The organism is Erythrobacter sp. 3-20A1M (assembly GCF_018636735.1).
In the GTDB taxonomy this organism is placed as follows: Bacteria; Pseudomonadota; Alphaproteobacteria; order Sphingomonadales; family Sphingomonadaceae; genus Alteriqipengyuania.
Genome location: NZ_CP045200.1, coordinates 2,180,939 through 2,197,500, shown reverse-complemented (window position 1 = coordinate 2,197,500; position 16,562 = coordinate 2,180,939). Strand labels below are relative to the sequence as shown.

Sequence of the window (16,562 nt, the reverse complement as noted above, 5' to 3'; positions counted from 1 at the left end):
GTCGCGCGTCTGCTGCAGCCGAGCGATCACGGCCCGTTCGCGTTGAGCCCATTGGTGGTGACCACCCTAGCCTTCCTTAAGGGGCGCGCTTCGGCGTGGCGCTGCCCATCTGTCAGCTGTCCCGTATCGTCCACGGACAAGGGATAGCGAGTGGCCCGCGCAGGCTCGCCCTATTGCGCGCATCATCCGCCACCTCCACCTAATGGCCGATGCCACCCGATCTCGCTTCCCGAACCGACGACGCGCCCGCCTGGGGCACGATCCGCCGGTTCCTCCCCTATCTATGGCCCGAGAACCGCCCCGATCTACGCTGGCGAATCGTGGTCGCGATGGTGCTGGTGCTGGCGACCAAGGCGGTCACCCTCGGTCTCCCCCTATTATATAAGAAGGCGGTCGACGCGATGTCGGGGGGTGGCGAGCCGCTGCTCTGGGTCGCGCTCAGCTTCGTGCTCGCCTACGCGCTCGGCCGCTTCGGCTCGACCCTGTTCGACAATCTGCGCAACATCATCTTCGAGCGCGTGGGACAGGACGCGACCCGGCAGCTGGCCGAGGACGTGTTCGCCCGGCTGCACGAGCTGTCGCTCCGTTTCCACCTGTCGCGCCGCACGGGCGAGGTCACCAAGGTCATAGAGCGCGGGACCAAGAGCATCGATTCGATGCTCTATTTCCTGCTCTTCAACATCGCCCCCACCATCATCGAGCTGATCGCGATCGCGGTCATCTTCTACACCATGTTCGGGGTCGAGCTGGTGATCGCCACCGGCATCGCGGTCGTCGTCTATATCGCGATGACGCGCTGGATCACCGAATGGCGGACCAAGCTGCGAGCGGAGATGAACGATCTGGACGGGACCGCCCTCGCCCGCGCGGTCGATTCGCTGCTGAATTACGAGACGGTGAAATATTTCGGTGCCGAGCATCGCGAGCATGCGCGCTATTCCGGCGCGATGCGCGCCTATCAGCGTGCGGCGACCAAATCGGAAAACTCGCTCGGCCTGCTCAACATCGCGCAGGCGCTGGTGACCAACCTGCTGATGGCGGGCGCGATGGGTTTCGTCGTGTGGCAATGGAGCCGGGGCAGGCTGTCGGTGGGCGATCTGGTCGCGATCCAGACCTATCTTACCCAGTTGTTCCGCCCGCTCGATATGCTCGGCTGGGTCTATCGCACGATCCGCCAGGGCCTGATCGACATGGCGGCAATGTTCCGCCTGATGGATACCAATGTGGAGGTGGAGGACGTGCCCGGCGCGCCCGCGCTCCATGTCATGCGCCCGGCGGTCGCGTTCGAGGATGTTACCTTCGGTTACGATTCCGATCGCGAGATCCTGCACGGGCTGAGCTTCGAAGTCCCGGCCGGATCGCATGTCGCCATCGTCGGACCGTCCGGCGCGGGCAAGTCCACCATCGGGCGGCTGCTGTTCCGCTTCTACGACCCGCAGGCGGGCCGCATTCTGATCGACGGGCAGGACATCGCCAAGGTCACGCAGGAATCGCTGCGCGCCGCGATCGGCATCGTCCCGCAGGACAGCGTGCTGTTCAACGACACCATCGGCTACAACATCGCCTATGGCCGTGCCGATGCCAGCGCGCAGGAAATCGAGCAGGCGGCGCGCGACGCCGCGATCCTGCCGTTCATCGATCGGTTGCCCGACCGCTTCGGCACCCAGGTCGGCGAACGCGGCCTGAAGCTGTCCGGCGGGGAGAAGCAGCGGGTCGCCATCGCCCGCACGCTGGTGAAGGATCCCCCGATCGTGCTGTTCGACGAGGCGACCAGCGCACTCGATTCGCGCACCGAGCAGGAAATCCTCGCCACCATGCGCCGCGTCAGCCGCGACCGCACCACGCTGGCCATTGCCCACCGGCTGTCCACCATCGCCGATGCGGACCGCATCTTGGTGCTCGATCAGGGGAAGCTGGCCGAATCCGGTTCACACACGCAATTGCTGCGCAAGCGCGGACTTTACGCCGAGATGTGGTCGCGCCAGCAGGCCGAAGGGGACGACGCGGTCGAAGCCGCCGAGTAGGCGCAGGCCCAGGTTCCGTACTGCGGGTTGTGCTGCAGTGCACCATTGCGTAGGCTGTGCCCACTTCTGCGCCCTTCCATCCCAGAAAGCGGCGCGCCCCGAAATCGAGAGAAAAGATCATGGCCGCTACCGCAGCGAGGCCGAGCGCGTTCCGGCGCGACTGGCTGTCCAACATCCGCGCCGACGTCCTTGCCGGGATCGTCGTCTCGCTCGCTCTTATTCCGGAGGCAATCGGCTTTTCGATCATCGCCGGGGTCGATCCGCGCGTGGGGCTCTATGCCTCCATCGCGATCGCGATCGTCATCTCCTTCACCGGCGGGCGACCGGGCATGATTTCCGCCGCAACCGCGGCGGTTGCCGTGGTGGTGGTGCCGCTGGTACGCGAACACGGGGTCGAATACCTCTTCGCCGCGACCATCCTGATGGGGGTATTCCAGGGTATCGCCGCGCTGCTGCGCCTCGACCTGCTGATGCAATTCGTCAGCCGCTCGGTCATCACCGGCTTCGTCAACGCGCTGGCGATCCTGATCTTCATGGCGCAATTGCCGCAGCTGACCGGCGTCGGGTGGGAAACCTATGCCATGGTCGCGGCAGGCCTGGCGATCATCTACGGCCTGCCGCGCTGACCACCGCCGTGCCCTCCCCCCTCGTCGCCATCGTGGTGCTGGGGCTGGTCGGATGGTGGATCGACGCGCCGGTGTTCCACGTCGCCGATATGGGCGAGCTGCCCGAGGGGCTGCCGAGCGTGGTCTTCCCAGACGTGCCCTTCTCGCTGGAGACGCTGCGGATCATCGCACCCTATTCGCTGACCATGGCCGCGGTCGGCCTGCTCGAATCGCTGCTGACCGCGCAGATCGTGGACGACATGACCCACACCGGCAGCGCCAAGCGCCGCGAATGCGCGGGCCAGGGCGCGGCGAATATCGTCGCGGCCTTTTTCGGTGGCATGGGCGGCTGCGCGATGATCGGGCAGTCGGTCATCAACGTCACCAGCGGCGGACGCGGGCGCCTTTCGACCTTCGTCGCGGGTTTCGCGCTGCTGATCTTCCTCGCCGTGCTCGGCCCGGTGGTCGGACAGGTGCCGATGCCGGCGCTGGTCGCGGTGATGATCATGGTTTCGATCGGCACCTTCAGCTGGAACTCCATCCCCAACCTCGCGAAGCATCCGTGGCAGAGCTCGGTGGTGATGGTGACCACCGTGGTCGTCGTGGTCGCGACCCACAACCTCGCGCTGGGCGTGCTGGCGGGCGTGATCCTGTCCGGCATCTTCTTCACGCAAAAGGTGATGGGGATGTTCTCGGTCGTGCGCACGCGCGAGGGGGAGACCGCGACCTACACCGCGACGGGGCAGATCTTCTTCGCCAGCGTCGACCGCTTCACCGCGGCGCTCGGCCCCGAAAGCGAACGGGCCGATCCCGCCAGCCACGTCGTGATCGACGTCACCGGCGCGCATTTCTGGGACATCAGCGCGGTAGGCGCGCTGGACAAGGTGGTGGAACGCATGCGCCGCAACGGTCGCAGCGTGCAGGTGATCGGCCTCAACCGCGCCAGCACCGACCTGGTCGATCGCTACGCGCTGACCGACAAGACCGGTGTGGAAATCGGGCTCGCCCCGCATCCGTAGGCACGACGCCTACAGGATATATTTGCTGAGGTCGGTGTCCTTCGCCAGCGTGTCGAGCTTGTCGCGCACATAGGCGGCATCGACGGTGATCGTTTCGCCCGAATGGTCCTCGGCATCGAAGCTGAGTTCCTCCAGCAGCTTCTCCATCACCGTCTGCAGGCGGCGGGCACCGATGTTCTCGACGCTCTCGTTCACCTGCGCGGCGATGGTCGCGACTTCGCGGATCGCGTCGTCGGTGATCTCCAGCGTCACGTTCTCGGTGCCGATCAGCGCCTTGTACTGCGACACCAGGTTGGCCCGCGTCTCGCTCAGGATGCGGATGAAATCCTCCACCTCCAGCGCTCGCAGCTCCACCCGGATCGGCAGGCGGCCCTGCAGCTCGGGCAACATGTCGCTGGGCTTGGCGACATGGAACGCGCCGCTCGCGATGAACAGCACATGGTCGGTCTTCATCGGCCCGTGCTTGGTCGAAACCGTGGTCCCCTCGATCAGGGGCAGGAGGTCGCGCTGCACGCCTTCGCGGCTGACCGAGCCACCGCTGCGCCCCTCGCTGATCGCGATCTTGTCGATCTCGTCCAGGAACACGATCCCGTTGGTTTCGGCATTGCGCAGCGCGACCTGGGCCACGTCGTCCTGATCGAGGCGCTTTTCCGCCTCCTCGTCGACCAGCTTGTCCCACGCGTCCGGCACCTTGAGCTTGCGCCGCTTGGTCGGCTTCTTGCCCAGCGCCTTGCCCATCATGTCGGACAGGTCGATCATCCCGACATTGCCGCCCATGCCGCCCATGTCGAACGGCATGAAGGGGCTTTCCTCGACCTCGATCTCCACCTCGGTATCGTTCATCGCGTTCTGCACGATCCGCTCGCGGAAGCTCTCGCGCGTGGCCTCGCTGGCGCTGTCGCCGACGAGCGCGTCGAGCAGCCGCTCCATCGCCGCCTTGCTGGCCGATTCGCGCACGCTTTCGCGGCGGCGGTCCTTCTCCAGCCGGATCGCCTCCTCCACCAGGTCGCGGGCGATCTGTTCGACATCGCGGCCGACATAGCCGACCTCGGTGAACTTGGTCGCCTCGACCTTCACGAACGGCGCCTCCGCCAGCCGGGCAAGCCGGCGGCTGATCTCGGTCTTGCCGCAACCGGTCGGGCCGATCATCAGAATGTTCTTCGGCGTCACCTCGTCGCGCAGCTCGGGCTCGAGCTGCTGGCGACGCCAGCGATTGCGGAGCGCCACGGCGACCGCGCGCTTGGCATCTTTCTGGCCGACGATGTGTTCGTCCAGCGCGGCGACGATCGCCTTGGGAGTAAGGGCCTGGGTCATGGTACTTATATCCGGAAAGTTTGGACTTCAGACCGTCTCGACGGTCACGCTGTCATTGGTGAAAACGCACACTTCCGCCGCGACCTGCATCGCGCGGCGGGCGATCTTTTCCGCATCGTCCTCGTAATCGACCAGCGCGCGCGCGGCGCTGAGCGCGTAGTTGCCGCCGCTGCCGATCGCGGTAATCCCGCCTTCGGGCTCCAGCACGTCGCCATTGCCGGTCAGCACCAGCAGCGTGTCGGCGTCGGCGACGATCATGAGCGCTTCGAGGTTGCGCAGGTATTTGTCGGTGCGCCAGTCCTTGGCGAGTTCGACGGCGGCACGGGTCAGCTGGCCGCTATACTGTTCCAGCTTGCGCTCCAGCCGCTCGAACAGGGTGAAGGCGTCGGCGGTCGCGCCGGCGAACCCGCCGACGACCTTCCCACCTTCGCCGATGCGGCGGACCTTCTTCGCATTGGGCTTCATCACCGTGTTGCCCATCGAGACCTGGCCATCGCCCGCGATCACGGTCTTCCCGCCGCGCTTGACCCCGATGATGGTGGTGCCGTGCCACTGTGTCAGGCCGTGGCTCGCCGATCCATTGTCCATGGCGCGGAATATGGGGCCGCGCCGATGGGTATCAAGCCGCCTTCGCGACGCAGGTGCGCCAACCCTAAGGGCCGGTGTTCGAGCCGCTCATGGGCCCCTGCCCCGCGCCCACGCTGCCGATATTGCCGAACAGGTCCTCGAAGAAGCTACGTTCGCGGCCGAGCGTCGGCGTCTTGTCGCCATCGGGCGAAAGATGGACGACGTTCTCCATCCCGCTGCGATCGATCGCGGCCACGTTGCCGCTATCGTCGAAACGCACCGCCAGGACGCGACTGTCGGTGATCCGCGCGCTCACCAGCGGCCCGCGCGACGTGGCGTTGTGCACGTAATACCAGGTCGGCTGCCCGTATTCGCTGGTGAAGCTGGGGCGACCCATCGTCGCCGCGACCGATCGCTGATCGTCGATCCCGGGCTGGATCGTGCTCGCCAGCGTATCGTCGAAGACATAGCCGCGCTGTTCGGTGATGGAGGTGCAACCGCCCCCCGCCAGAGCCAGCGCACCCAGCGCCATCCAGCCCGTCGCCCTTGCCTTCGTCATCGGTACCGTCGTCCTTCACGTATCGTTCCGATCCCACCCCCTTCATCTGAGGGTCTGGATCGCTATATCGGGCGCAGCCTTACGGCCTCGCGCGCGGCGACGCAACGCCGCCCAGGCCGCGCTGCCCACGCCGCCTTGAATTGCCGCTGAATGAAAGATCGATCCATGTCCTTTCTCTCCCGCCTGCTCGGACTGGAACGGGACCCGCGCGAGGCCTTGCGACCGCTATGGCACCGGGTCGTGGCGGAAGCGCGCGATCCCCATTGGTATGCCGAATGCCGGGTTGCGGACACGCTGGATGGACGGTTCGACATGGTGTCCAGCGTGCTCGCCATCGCGATGCTGCGGACCGAGCAAGGCGATGCGCACGCGCAGGACGCGGCCCGGCTGGCCGAGCTTTTCGTGGAAGACATGGAGGGTCAGCTCCGCGAAGCGGGCTTCGGCGACCCGGCGGTCGGCAAGCGAGTGGGTCGCCTGATGAGCGCATTGGGCGGCCGCATGGGTGCCTATCGCAGCGCCCTGACCGAACGGAACGACGAAGCCATGACGGCGGCGGCAGCCCGCAACGTCACCTTCGTGGAAGAGGGGGGCTCCCCCGCATGTGTCGCGCGGGGGCTGATGGCCCTTGCCGACCGACTCTCCGCGCTCGACTATGCCAGCGTACTGAAGGCCGATTGGTGATGAGCCGACCCGAATTCAGCCGACCCGTCCGCCTCAGGCAGATCGATTCGCGCCCGGTTTCGCTCACCGCGACCGAAGAGGAGCGTGCCGCGTTGGCGCGGCGCTTCGCCATTCGTGCGATCGACCGGCTGGAAGCGGAAATCGCCCTGATCCGCGACGGCGACCGGGTCATTGTGGATGGCACGATGACCGCCGATATCGTGCAGTCCTGTGCGGTGTCCGGCGACGACCTGCCGGTTTCGGTGGAGGAGGAGTTCGCCCTGCGGTTCGTACCCGCCGGATCGTTTCGGCCACCCGAGGAGGGGGACGAAATCGAGATCGAACTCGATTCGGACGACTGCGACGAGGTCGAATACGAAGGCGACAGCATCGATCTGGGCGAGGCGGTGGCGCAGACCCTGGCTCTGGCGATCGACCCCTACGCGCAAGGGTCCGGGGCCGACGAAGCACGCGCGGTGGCGGGTATCGAAAGCGACGAGACGCCGCGTGGGCCGCTGGCCGATGCTCTCGCCGCGTTGAAAAAGGCCGACTGAACGCCTGTCAGTTCGCCAGCGCTTGCATGCGCTGCAGGTAGCGGGCGATCGTATCGATCTCCAGATTGACCGTATCGCCGGAGCGAAGCTCGCCCAGCGTCGTCACCTCTCCCGTATGCGGAATGATGTTGAGACCGAACCGGACATTTCCGTCGGCGGTATCTTCCACCTCGTTCACCGTCAGCGATACGCCGTCCACGGTAATCGAACCCTTTTGCGCAATGAACGGCGCGATCTCGCGATCTGCTTCGATCGTCAGGCGGACCGAGCCGCCCTCTTCCGCCGCTGACACGACCTTTCCGACCGAATCGACGTGGCCGGTGACGAGGTGCCCGCCCAGTTCGTCGCCCAGCCGCAGCGCCTGCTCCAGATTCAGCCGCTCACCGGCCTGCCAGTGGCGGGCGGCGGTACGCGCCAGCGTTTCCGCCGACATGTCGACGTCGAACCACGCCGCGCCGGGCTCCCCGCCCCGCTCGACCACCGTCAGGCAAGCGCCCGAACAGGCGATGCTCGCGCCGATCGCGATCTTCGCCGGATCGTACGGACAGGCGATCCGCACGCGCGTGTCTCCGCGCTGTTCGACCCGTTCGATCGTTCCGATGGCTGTGACGATCCCAGTGAACATGCCTTCTCCTCAGTTACGCCGCCGCTCATAGGATTCGTACCCGTCGCTGCCAAGCTGGCGACGTTCGCGTAGCGTCCAGCGATCGTGCGCCTCCGCCAGTTCGCCCAGCCCGATATCTCCAATTGCGGGCAATCCGTCGCCGATCACGATTGGCGCGCGATAGATGTCGAGGCGGTCGACCAGATCTTCGGCAAGAAAAGCCGCCGCGGCCTGTGCCCCGCCCTCGACGTAAAGCGACATTGCGTCCGACCCGGCAATATCGCCGGGGGCCGCGATCGCCTGTGCGCCCTCGACCGGTTTCGAGGTCAGGACCCAGCGCTCGGGCGACCGCCGTTCGAGGCCCGGTAGACGGACATCGAGCCGCGGCGCGTCCGCGCGCCATGTCTTGCCGCCCACCAGGATCGCGTCATGCATCGCACGCTGGATGTGGCAGTGCGCGCGCGCCGTTTCGCCGGTGATCCAGCGGCTCCGCCCATCCGGCAGTGCGATCCGCCCGTCGAGCGACATCGCCAGCTTCAGCGTCACCATCGGACGCCCATATCGGTGGCGGGTGAGATAGGGGGAGAGGCTGCGCCGGGCGGCTTCGCTCTCGCGATAAACGACCTCGATGCCGGCCGCGCGCAGGCGCGCCGTTCCCGCCCCTGCGGTGCGCTGGTCAGGATCCTCGATCCCGATCACGACGCGGGCCGGAGCCGCCTCCACCAATAGATCGGCGCAAGCCGGTCCGCGCTCCGATCGATGCGCGCATGGCTCCAGCGTGACATAGACGGTCGCACCGCGCGCCTTCGCGTCCGCCGTCTCCAGGGCTGCAGCCTCGGCATGGGGGCGGCCGCCCGCTCGGGTCCAGCCGCGCCCGACCACCGCTGCGCCGTTCACGATAATGCAGCCGACCGCCGGGTTCGGACGGCTTGCGGGCGTTCCCCTCAACGACAGGCGCGCAGCGGCGGCCAGCCAGTCGGCATCACTGGGCGGGGGCGTCACTGCCCTTGCCCACAACCTGTTCGATATAGGCTTCGCGCTTCTTCTCTTCCGCCGCGCGTTCCTTCTCGGCCTGCGCTTCGATCTTGTCGGTGTCCATGCCGCTCATCTTGCCCAGCGTACGATAGAGGTCCCGCTTCTCCTCCTCGCGCCGCGCCAGTTCGGCGGCGATGATGTCCTTCTTCTTCTGGTTCGCGATGTTGGAGGCGACGATTTCCGCCTCCGTCCGGTCGGGCGCGAAGGTGGTGATGTAGATAATGTCCGGCTTCTCCGGCGGGACATCGACCTTCTCGGTTCCGAATGCGAGCAGGAGCCCGCCCGTCAGAGCGACGGAAACGAGCAGGATCGGGATGCGATAAGGCTGCGGACGGCTGAACTCTTGCCAAAAATCGCGCATGCCCGAAGCGGGGTTGAGACGGGAAAAGAAGCGCATGGGGGCAAGATAGGCGTTCCGCCCGCCCCGCGCCAGTCCGGCCATCCGGACGTATCAGCCGAACGCCGCGTAAAGGGATCGCCCGTGGGCCCGCAACCACGCATCCGCTTCACCGATGTCGCCTTCGAAGATCTCGCCCAGCAGTGCGTGAAACCGCGGGGAGTGATCGAAATGGATCCGATGCGCGGTCTCGTGCGCCGCGACCGATCGGCGGACGAAGTCGGGGGCCTGCACGAGCCGCCAGTTGAGCCGGATCGTCCCTTTGCTGGAACAGCTCCCCCACCGGCGACGCGCATTGCTGAGAGCCAGCGGTGCGGGCGGCAAACCCGCTCGGCGGGAATAGTCCGCCAGATCCTGCGTCAGGAGCCGGCTCGCCTCCGCGCGCAGCCAGCGGCGCAGGCGCGCTTCCAGCAGATCACGAGGCCCGCCTATCTGGAGGGTGGATGCCGCGCGATCGCGGGCCACCTTGCGCGGACCGTTCGCATCCCACGCGATCGCACAGGTTTCGCCGCGATAGGTGATGCTCCCGCCCGGACCAGGGGCCTGTCGTTGGGGAATGCGGGCGAGCTGCGCGGCCAGCCAGTCGCTGCGCTCGGCCGCGAAACGCAGGGCATCGGCGGTGCGTCCCCAGCGCGGCAGGGTGACGCGCACGCTTTGTCCGTCGTCGGCGGGGCGCAGGATGATGCGCCGCGCGGTCGGATGCCGCACGATCGAGACCGGCACGTCGCGATTCCCGCACCGGACAGTCGGCGGCGCGGCCGGGTCGCGGCGCAGCCAGTCGATCATTCATCGCCCCAGTCGACGATGTGGTGTTCAAGCGGCCCGGCCTTCGTCTCGCTGATGACCCGCCCCGCAACACCCGCGCCGCTGCGATGGACTTCGTCGCGATCGCCGCAGATGAGGTAATGCCAGCGCGGCAACCGCCGCCCCTCGGATCGGCGGCGATAGGCGCAGGTTTCGGGCAACCAGGACAGGCCGGACACCATGCCCGGCGTCAGGCGCAGGCAATCGGGCACGAAGGCCTTGCGATGCTTGTAGTCGCTACACCGCGCCGTTTGCGGATCGAGCAGCTTGCAGCAGACGTTCGTGTCCTCGATCTCGCCGGTATCCGCATCTTCCAGCTTGTGCAGGCAGCAGCGCCCGCACCCGTCGCACAATGCCTCCCATTCCCCGGCATCCAGCCGGTCGAGCGGCAATTCCCAGAAGGCATCGCGCATGCGCTCGCCTCAGCGGACCCAGCGGGTCAATTCGGCCGCCACGGCATCGGCACCCTGGTCCGCCGGCAGAGTTGCGATCGGCTCGCCCTTCGGCCCGAACAGGTACACGAAGGACTGGTGGTTCATCAGATAGCCGCCCCCCGGCTGCTCTTGGCCCTTCGAGTACGCAACCGCGAACTTCTTCGCCACTTCCTCGATCTTCTCGGGCGAGCCGGTCAGGCCGAGCAGGCGCGGATGGAACGCGTCGGTAAACTCCGTCAGAACCGCCGGCGTATCGCGTTCCGGGTCCACGGTAACGAAGATCGGCTGGATATTCTCGGCGAGTTGGGGCTGCGCTTTGGCGAACTTCTTCAGGCCCGCCATCGTGCGCTGCATGTCGGTCGGACACACGTCGGGGCAATAGGTGTAGCCGAAATAAACGATCCGGTATTCGCCGTCGAAATCGCTCCAGCGGTAGGTCTTGCCGTCCTCCCCGGTCAGTTCGAAGGGACCACCGATGCGTGCCCCGGCGAGCGGGGCCTCATTGATCGGCGTGGCGGTCTGGGTCGGTCCGCATGCCGCGAGGAAGAGAGAGATTGCGGCGAGGAGGATCATTGGGAAAGGGCGGGGCATGGAATCGACGTTCAGTCTCTGCTAACTGGTGGGGTCGGAAGAGCGGGCGATCCGCCATAGTCGATTTACGGAGTGTATATAAGGTGTCGCAGCGCTTTCTCGCCGGTTTTGCCGCCCTGCTGGCCGTTCTCCCCCTTGCCTCGGTCGGCGTGCCGGCAGCGGCCCAGAACTTTTCCGATGGCTACCAGTTGCTGAAAGCGGTGCGCGATGCCGACGCGACGAAGGCGAGCGATTTGCTTTCCCAGCCCGGCTCCACCGTCGTCAACGCTCGCGACCGTTCCAGCGGAGAAACCGGACTGCATATCGCGGCGAAGCGCCGGGATGCGGCCTGGATCCGTTTCCTCTTGCAGCGCGGCGCAAATCCGAACCTTGCGGATAACAAGGGGGTAAGCCCCTTGATGATCGCGACCCGCTTCGGCGACGTGCCTAGCGTGTCGGCCCTGCTCGATGGCGGCGCGCGGATCAATGATAGCGACGATACCGGCGAAACCCCGCTGATCGTGGCAACCCATCTGGGAGACCCGGCGTTGGCAAAGGTGTTGCTCGACCACGGGGCCAATCCCGACCGATCCGACAATTCGGGCCGCAGCGCCCGCGATTACGCCCGGCTGGACGACAACCGCCGCCTGCTGGAAGCTTTCGCGGCGCACGATGCGAGCGCCTCCGGCAATACCGAGACCTATGGGCCGAGCCTGTGACCTCCGGGCCGCCGAACCTGACAACGAGTAACCGATGATCGAAAACGCTTCCGACCTCACGCTGGACGAATTGCGCCCGGCCCTCGCCCCCGCGATCGCCGACAACGCGGTATTCGACGGCTGGAGCGACGAGGCGCTGACCTTGGCCGCCGAAATGGAAGGTGTCGACCCCGACGTAGCTCGTCTCGCCTTCGAAAAGGGCCAGATGGCTATGATCGAGGCGTGGATCGAGAGCATCGATCGCGCAATGGCGCAGGAATGGCCACCCGAACGGCTCGCTCAACTGAAGATCCGCGAGCGGATACGAACGCTCATCCAGTATCGGCTGGACGCGGTGGGCGGACGAGAAGAGGCACTCCGCCGCGCCCTGGCAATCATGGCCATGCCGCAGAACGCCGCCGCGGCGCTGCGGACGGGTTGGCACAGCGCCGATGTGATGTGGCGGCTCGCGGGCGATACCGCGACCGATTACAATCATTACACTAAACGAGCGATCCTCGCGGGAATCTACGGCGCCACTCTTGCCGTGTTCCTCGACGACCAGAGCGAGGACAAGACCGAAACCCGCGCTTTCCTCGATCGCCGGATTGACGGGGTGATGAAATTCGAAAAGGCGAAGGCGCGGCTCCTGGGCGGCGAGCGCGAAGGGTTCAGCGTCGTGCGCTTCCTCGGGCGCCTCCGTTATCCAGCGACCTGACGCTTTATTGATAATAAGTTGCAATAACCGGCGCGATCTGTCAGCCCGCACGCGATGAAACTCGAAAATCTCCCGCGCCGGCGCCCTGCGGTGATCACCGCGATCGACTGGGCCGCCCTTTCCGCCGGCGAGGGGAAGCGACTGCGCGCGCTCGGTTTCGAGGAAGGCGCGAACGTCGTCGTCGCCCATCGCGGCGTTTTCGGAGGGGCCGATCCGCTGGCGGTCACGCTGGGCCGGATGACCGTCGCGCTGAGGCGCGTGCACGCCGCCGCCATCTCCATTCGTCAGGAGCAGGCGGAGGAAGCATGAGCCAGTTGCGCAAGGTGGCGCTGGTCGGCAATCCCAATGCCGGCAAGAGCGCGCTTTTCAATAAGTTGACGGGTGCGCGGCAGAAGATCGCGAACTATCCGGGCGTGACGGTGGAGCGCAAGGCGGGGCGGATCGTCCTGCCATCGGGCGAACCGGTCGAACTGGTCGATCTGCCCGGTGCCTACGCCTTCGATGCGTCGAGCCCGGACGAGGAGGTCACCCGCCAGGTCGTGCATGGCGAATTCCCGGGCGAGGCCGCGCCGGGCGTGCTGGTCATCGTGCTCGATGCCGCCAATCTAGAACAGCATCTCGTCTTCGCCCAAGAGGTGATCGCGCTGGGCCGCCCGGTAGTGATCGCGCTCAACATGGTCGATCTGGCAGAGCGCGACGGCGTGCTGCTGGACGCCGATGCCCTGTCGCAATCGCTCGGCGTGCCGGTCGTGTCGACCGTCGCGGTGCGTCGCCGCGGGATCGAGCCCCTGCTGGAAGCTATCGGCGAAGCCTTCGCCCGCACCGAGCCGGTCGAGGAACGCCCGCATCTGGACATCACCGAGCGGCGGCTGGAAGCGAAAGCCATCGCGCGCGCCGCAATCCTGTCCCGATCCGCGCGCCACCGGATCGAATCGGGTCTCGACCGGGTCCTGCTGCATCCATGGCTCGGCCCGCCGATCCTGTTCGGTCTGCTGTTCGTGATCTTCCAGGCGGTGTTCAGTTGGGCGACGCCCTTCGCCGACGCGCTCGACGGAGCGATCGGCGGATTGTCGAACTGGGTCGTGGCGACCTTCCCATCCGGGCTGATTCGCGACTTCGTGACCGAAGGCGCGCTGGCCGGCGTCGGTTCTGTCATCGTCTTCCTGCCGCAGATCGTCATCCTGTTCGCCTTCATCCTGGTGATGGAGGCGAGCGGCTACATGGCCCGTGCCGCATTCCTGATGGACCGGTTGATGCAGGGCGTCGGGCTGTCGGGCCGCAGCTTCATCCCCCTTCTTTCCAGCTTCGCCTGCGCCATTCCCGGCATCATGGCGACCCGGTCGATCGCCGATCCGAAGGACCGGCTGACCACCATCCTGATCGCACCGATGATGACCTGTTCCGCCCGGCTGCCGGTCTATGCGGTCATCATCGCCGCCTTCATCCCGCAAACCACCGTTGGCGGCGGGATCGGGCTGCAAGGGCTGGTCCTGTTCGCCCTCTACGTATCGGGAATCCTCGGTGCCATGGTGGTCGCGCTGGTGCTGCGCCGGTCGGTCACGGCGGGCGCGGCAAGCGGCTTTATCATGGAGCTTCCCCGCTATCAGTGGCCGCATCCGGGCGACCTGCTGATCGGGCTGTGGCAACGCGCCTGGGTGTTCCTGCGCCGCGCGGGCACGATCATCTTCACCGCCACCGTCGTGCTGTGGATTCTGCTCAGCTTTCCTCAGGCCGAACCGGGCGAGAGCCAGGTCGACGCCAGCATCGCGGGACACGTGGCAACCGGCCTCAACACCGTGCTCGAACCGATCGGCTTCAACCGGGAAATCAGCCTCGCGTTGATCCCGGCGATGGCCGCGCGGGAAGTGGCGGTGGCATCGCTTGCTACCACCTACGCCGTCGATGCGCCGGATGAAGAGGCGGAAGCCACGGGTCTCGCCAGCACGCTGTCGCAACGCTGGAGCCTGCCGACCGCGCTCGCCTTCCTCGCCTGGTTCGTGTTCGCGCCGCAATGCCTCTCCACCATCGCGGTTGCACGGCGCGAGACGAATGGGTGGAAATGGCCCGCCTTCATGTTGGCTTACCTGTTCGGATTGGCCTACCTCTTCGCCGGAATCACCTATTGGAGCGCCGTGGCGCTCGGACTCTAGCGAAGGATCGAAGGAATGGCAGGCAGCCTCAACAAGGTCATGCTGATCGGCAATCTGGGGCAGGACCCGGAAGTGCGCAGTTTCCAGAACGGCGGGCGGGTGTGCAATCTGCGCATCGCCACCAGCGAGAACTGGAAGGACAAGAACACCGGAGAGCGCAAGGAACAGACCGAATGGCATTCGGTCGCGATCTTCTCCGACGGGTTGATCAACGTATGCGAGAACTACCTGCGCAAGGGCAGCAAGGTCTTCATCGAGGGCAAGCTGCAGACGCGCAAGTGGCAGGATCAGTCGGGCAACGACCGCTATTCGACCGAAGTGGTGCTGCGCGGCTTCGACGGCACGCTGACGATGCTCGACGGCCGCGGTGAAGGCGGCGGCGGTGGTGGCGGCGGCAATTATGGCGGCGGGGGCCAACGCTCCGGCGGCGGGGGCGGCTGGAACCAGGGCGGTGGCGGCCAAGGCGGTGGATCGGGTGGCGGTGCGTCGTCCGGCGGCGGCTCGGATTACGACGATTTGGACGACGACATCCCGTTCTGATCCCGGACACCACAGCGCCTTGCCTACCGATCCAGCGCTAGAGGCGCGCGAGAAGCTTGGCACGCCTCGGTGTTAGCGCTACCTTTCCCAGCACAGTAAAGTTGCTCGGCGGGTGAGATAGCGGATGAACGAGGACGATCGGATCGAAGTATCGCGGCGACATCTGCTGGCGGCCGGGGCCGGAGTTTCGGCAGCGCTCTGGGCCGGACAGGCCATTGGACAGGAGGCGGAAGGTCAGCCCCTGATGGGCAATCCCGACCTGCCCGAACCGATGGAAGAGCGCATGCGCTGGGCGGTCGTAGGCCTCGGCAGTTTCGCGGTCGGACAGGTGATGCCCGGCTTCGTCGATGCGAGCCTGTCGCGCATGACGGCCTTCGTTTCGGGCAATCGGGCGAAGGCGGAGATGCTGGGCCAGCGCTATGGCGTGGACCGGTTCTACTCCTACGACGACTACGACCGCATCGCGCAGGACGATGAAATCGACTGCGTCTATGTCGCCCTGCCCGTGGGCCTGCATGCCGAATACACCATTCGCGCGCTGGAGGCGGGCAAGCATGTGCTGTGCGAGAAGCCTATGGCCTCGACCAGCGCGGAATGCGAGGCGATGATCGCGGCCGCGCGCAGGAACGATCGCCGCCTGGGCGTAGCCTACCGCATCCATTTCGAGCCGACCAATCGCACCGCTTTCGAGATGATCGCAGGCGATGCGCTGAGTCCGCTACGCCACATCCGCTGCGATCACGGCTTCGATGCGACGCCGGAAAGCTGGCCGCCGCATCGCTGGCGGCTGGAAAAAGCGCTGGCGGGTGGCGGCTCAATGTACGATATCGGGATCTACGGCCTGAACACTGCGCAGATGATGCTGCCCGACGATCGACCCGTTTCGGTCGCGGGCGTGTATGCCTATCCCAAGGACGATCCGCGCTTCGTCGAGGTCGAGGGCGGTGTCGAGTGGCGCATGACGATGGCTAGCGGCGCGGTCGTCTCTGGCTCAAGCTCATATTGCTACCAGCCCTATGTCAGCCGTCAGGCTTATCTGGGCGCGAAAGGGGCCATCACGATGGACCCGGCGACGACCTATTACGAAAACGAGCTGGTTCTGCGCGCAGGGAACGGTCGCCGCGCCATCGAGAGCGGACCGCCGGCACGACAATTCGCCGATCAGGTCGACGACTTCACTCGCGCGGTTCGCGAAGGGCGGGCCCACCGGACGCCCGGCGAGATGGGGCTGCGCGACATCCGCCTGATCGAAGCGATCTATCGGAGCGCTGATAACGGGGGAGCGCCCATGCCGGTCTAGTCCGGTTTCG

General features: G+C 66.2%; 18 protein-coding genes and 1 pseudogene. 10 read left to right on the top strand and 9 right to left on the bottom strand.

All coding sequences use genetic code 11. The features are described from left to right. Positions 1-209: 209 nt before the first annotated feature. On the top strand, positions 210-2,024 hold the full coding sequence (locus F7D01_RS10800; protein WP_215227566.1) for an ABC transporter ATP-binding protein/permease: 1,815 nt from the start codon (positions 210-212) through the stop codon (positions 2,022-2,024). A gap of 119 nt (positions 2,025-2,143) precedes the next feature. After that, positions 2,144-3,648 (top strand): annotated as a pseudogene (locus tag F7D01_RS10795) (SulP family inorganic anion transporter). A 9-nt stretch (positions 3,649-3,657) separates the two neighbouring features. Here F7D01_RS10795 and hslU read toward each other — a convergent pair. The 3 genes from hslU to F7D01_RS10780 form a co-directional block, all read right to left on the bottom strand. Further along, positions 3,658-4,962 (bottom strand): ATP-dependent protease ATPase subunit HslU, encoded by a 1,305-nt coding sequence (hslU, locus tag F7D01_RS10790; protein WP_215227565.1) that lies wholly within the window; start codon positions 4,960-4,962, stop codon positions 3,658-3,660. A 27-nt stretch (positions 4,963-4,989) separates the two neighbouring features. Then, complete coding sequence (gene hslV, locus F7D01_RS10785; protein WP_305825943.1) at positions 4,990-5,550, bottom strand: ATP-dependent protease subunit HslV; 561 nt, start codon at positions 5,548-5,550, stop codon at positions 4,990-4,992. 64 nt (positions 5,551-5,614) lie between these two features. Next, positions 5,615-6,088 (bottom strand): outer membrane protein assembly factor BamE, encoded by a 474-nt coding sequence (locus tag F7D01_RS10780; protein WP_251566756.1) that lies wholly within the window; start codon positions 6,086-6,088, stop codon positions 5,615-5,617. Between the two features lie 165 nt (positions 6,089-6,253). Between F7D01_RS10780 and F7D01_RS10775 the strand changes: the two genes are divergently transcribed. Both F7D01_RS10775 and F7D01_RS10770 read left to right on the top strand, forming a co-directional pair. After that, positions 6,254-6,769, top strand: coding sequence for a ubiquinol-cytochrome C chaperone family protein (locus F7D01_RS10775; protein WP_215227564.1), 516 nt, complete (start codon positions 6,254-6,256; stop codon positions 6,767-6,769). Then, the gene (locus F7D01_RS10770) at positions 6,769-7,302 is read left to right on the top strand and encodes a DUF177 domain-containing protein (RefSeq protein ID WP_215227563.1); all 534 of its coding nucleotides are present in this window, start codon (positions 6,769-6,771) and stop codon (positions 7,300-7,302) included. Before F7D01_RS10775 ends, F7D01_RS10770 begins: the two co-directional genes overlap by 1 nt. 7 nt (positions 7,303-7,309) lie before the next feature. On the opposite strand, the gene F7D01_RS10765 is transcribed toward F7D01_RS10770, so the two are convergent. Genes F7D01_RS10765 through F7D01_RS10740 form a run of 6 tightly spaced genes read right to left on the bottom strand, consistent with a single transcriptional unit; the run spans position 7,310 to position 11,149 of the window. Further along, the gene (locus F7D01_RS10765) at positions 7,310-7,927 is read right to left on the bottom strand and encodes a riboflavin synthase (RefSeq protein WP_215227562.1); all 618 of its coding nucleotides are present in this window, start codon (positions 7,925-7,927) and stop codon (positions 7,310-7,312) included. 9 nt (positions 7,928-7,936) lie between these two features. Then, positions 7,937-8,908, bottom strand: a complete 972-nt coding sequence (gene ribD, locus F7D01_RS10760; protein ID WP_251566754.1) for a bifunctional diaminohydroxyphosphoribosylaminopyrimidine deaminase/5-amino-6-(5-phosphoribosylamino)uracil reductase RibD — start codon at positions 8,906-8,908, stop codon at positions 7,937-7,939. Then, the gene (locus F7D01_RS10755; protein WP_251566752.1) at positions 8,889-9,383 is read right to left on the bottom strand and encodes a hypothetical protein; all 495 of its coding nucleotides are present in this window, start codon (positions 9,381-9,383) and stop codon (positions 8,889-8,891) included. The genes ribD and F7D01_RS10755 overlap by 20 nt, the downstream gene beginning before the upstream one ends. Before the next feature lie 9 nt (positions 9,384-9,392). Continuing rightward, positions 9,393-10,124 (bottom strand): M48 family metallopeptidase, encoded by a 732-nt coding sequence (locus F7D01_RS10750; RefSeq protein WP_215227561.1) that lies wholly within the window; start codon positions 10,122-10,124, stop codon positions 9,393-9,395. Beyond that, the gene (locus tag F7D01_RS10745; protein WP_215227560.1) at positions 10,121-10,555 is read right to left on the bottom strand and encodes a YcgN family cysteine cluster protein; all 435 of its coding nucleotides are present in this window, start codon (positions 10,553-10,555) and stop codon (positions 10,121-10,123) included. The genes F7D01_RS10750 and F7D01_RS10745 overlap by 4 nt, the downstream gene beginning before the upstream one ends. Before the next feature lie 9 nt (positions 10,556-10,564). Further along, complete coding sequence (locus F7D01_RS10740) at positions 10,565-11,149, bottom strand: SCO family protein (protein ID WP_251566750.1); 585 nt, start codon at positions 11,147-11,149, stop codon at positions 10,565-10,567. 101 nt (positions 11,150-11,250) lie between these two features. Between F7D01_RS10740 and F7D01_RS10735 the strand changes: the two genes are divergently transcribed. The 6 genes from F7D01_RS10735 (at position 11,251) to F7D01_RS10710 (ending at position 16,552) form a co-directional block, all read left to right on the top strand. Beyond that, complete coding sequence (locus F7D01_RS10735; protein ID WP_251566748.1) at positions 11,251-11,865, top strand: ankyrin repeat domain-containing protein; 615 nt, start codon at positions 11,251-11,253, stop codon at positions 11,863-11,865. Between the two features lie 34 nt (positions 11,866-11,899). Then, positions 11,900-12,562, top strand: a complete 663-nt coding sequence (locus F7D01_RS10730) for a COQ9 family protein (RefSeq protein WP_215227557.1) — start codon at positions 11,900-11,902, stop codon at positions 12,560-12,562. Positions 12,563-12,616: 54 nt separating this feature from the next. Further along, a complete protein-coding gene (locus F7D01_RS10725; protein WP_215227556.1) occupies positions 12,617-12,871 on the top strand; it encodes a FeoA family protein in 255 nt (84 codons plus the stop codon). Then, the gene (locus tag F7D01_RS10720; RefSeq protein WP_215227555.1) at positions 12,868-14,712 is read left to right on the top strand and encodes a ferrous iron transporter B; all 1,845 of its coding nucleotides are present in this window, start codon (positions 12,868-12,870) and stop codon (positions 14,710-14,712) included. The genes F7D01_RS10725 and F7D01_RS10720 overlap by 4 nt, the downstream gene beginning before the upstream one ends. A gap of 15 nt (positions 14,713-14,727) precedes the next feature. Beyond that, on the top strand, positions 14,728-15,252 hold the full coding sequence (gene ssb, locus F7D01_RS10715; RefSeq protein WP_215227554.1) for a single-stranded DNA-binding protein: 525 nt from the start codon (positions 14,728-14,730) through the stop codon (positions 15,250-15,252). 124 nt (positions 15,253-15,376) lie between these two features. Next, the gene (locus F7D01_RS10710; protein ID WP_215227553.1) at positions 15,377-16,552 is read left to right on the top strand and encodes a Gfo/Idh/MocA family protein; all 1,176 of its coding nucleotides are present in this window, start codon (positions 15,377-15,379) and stop codon (positions 16,550-16,552) included. Positions 16,553-16,562 lie beyond the last annotated feature (10 nt).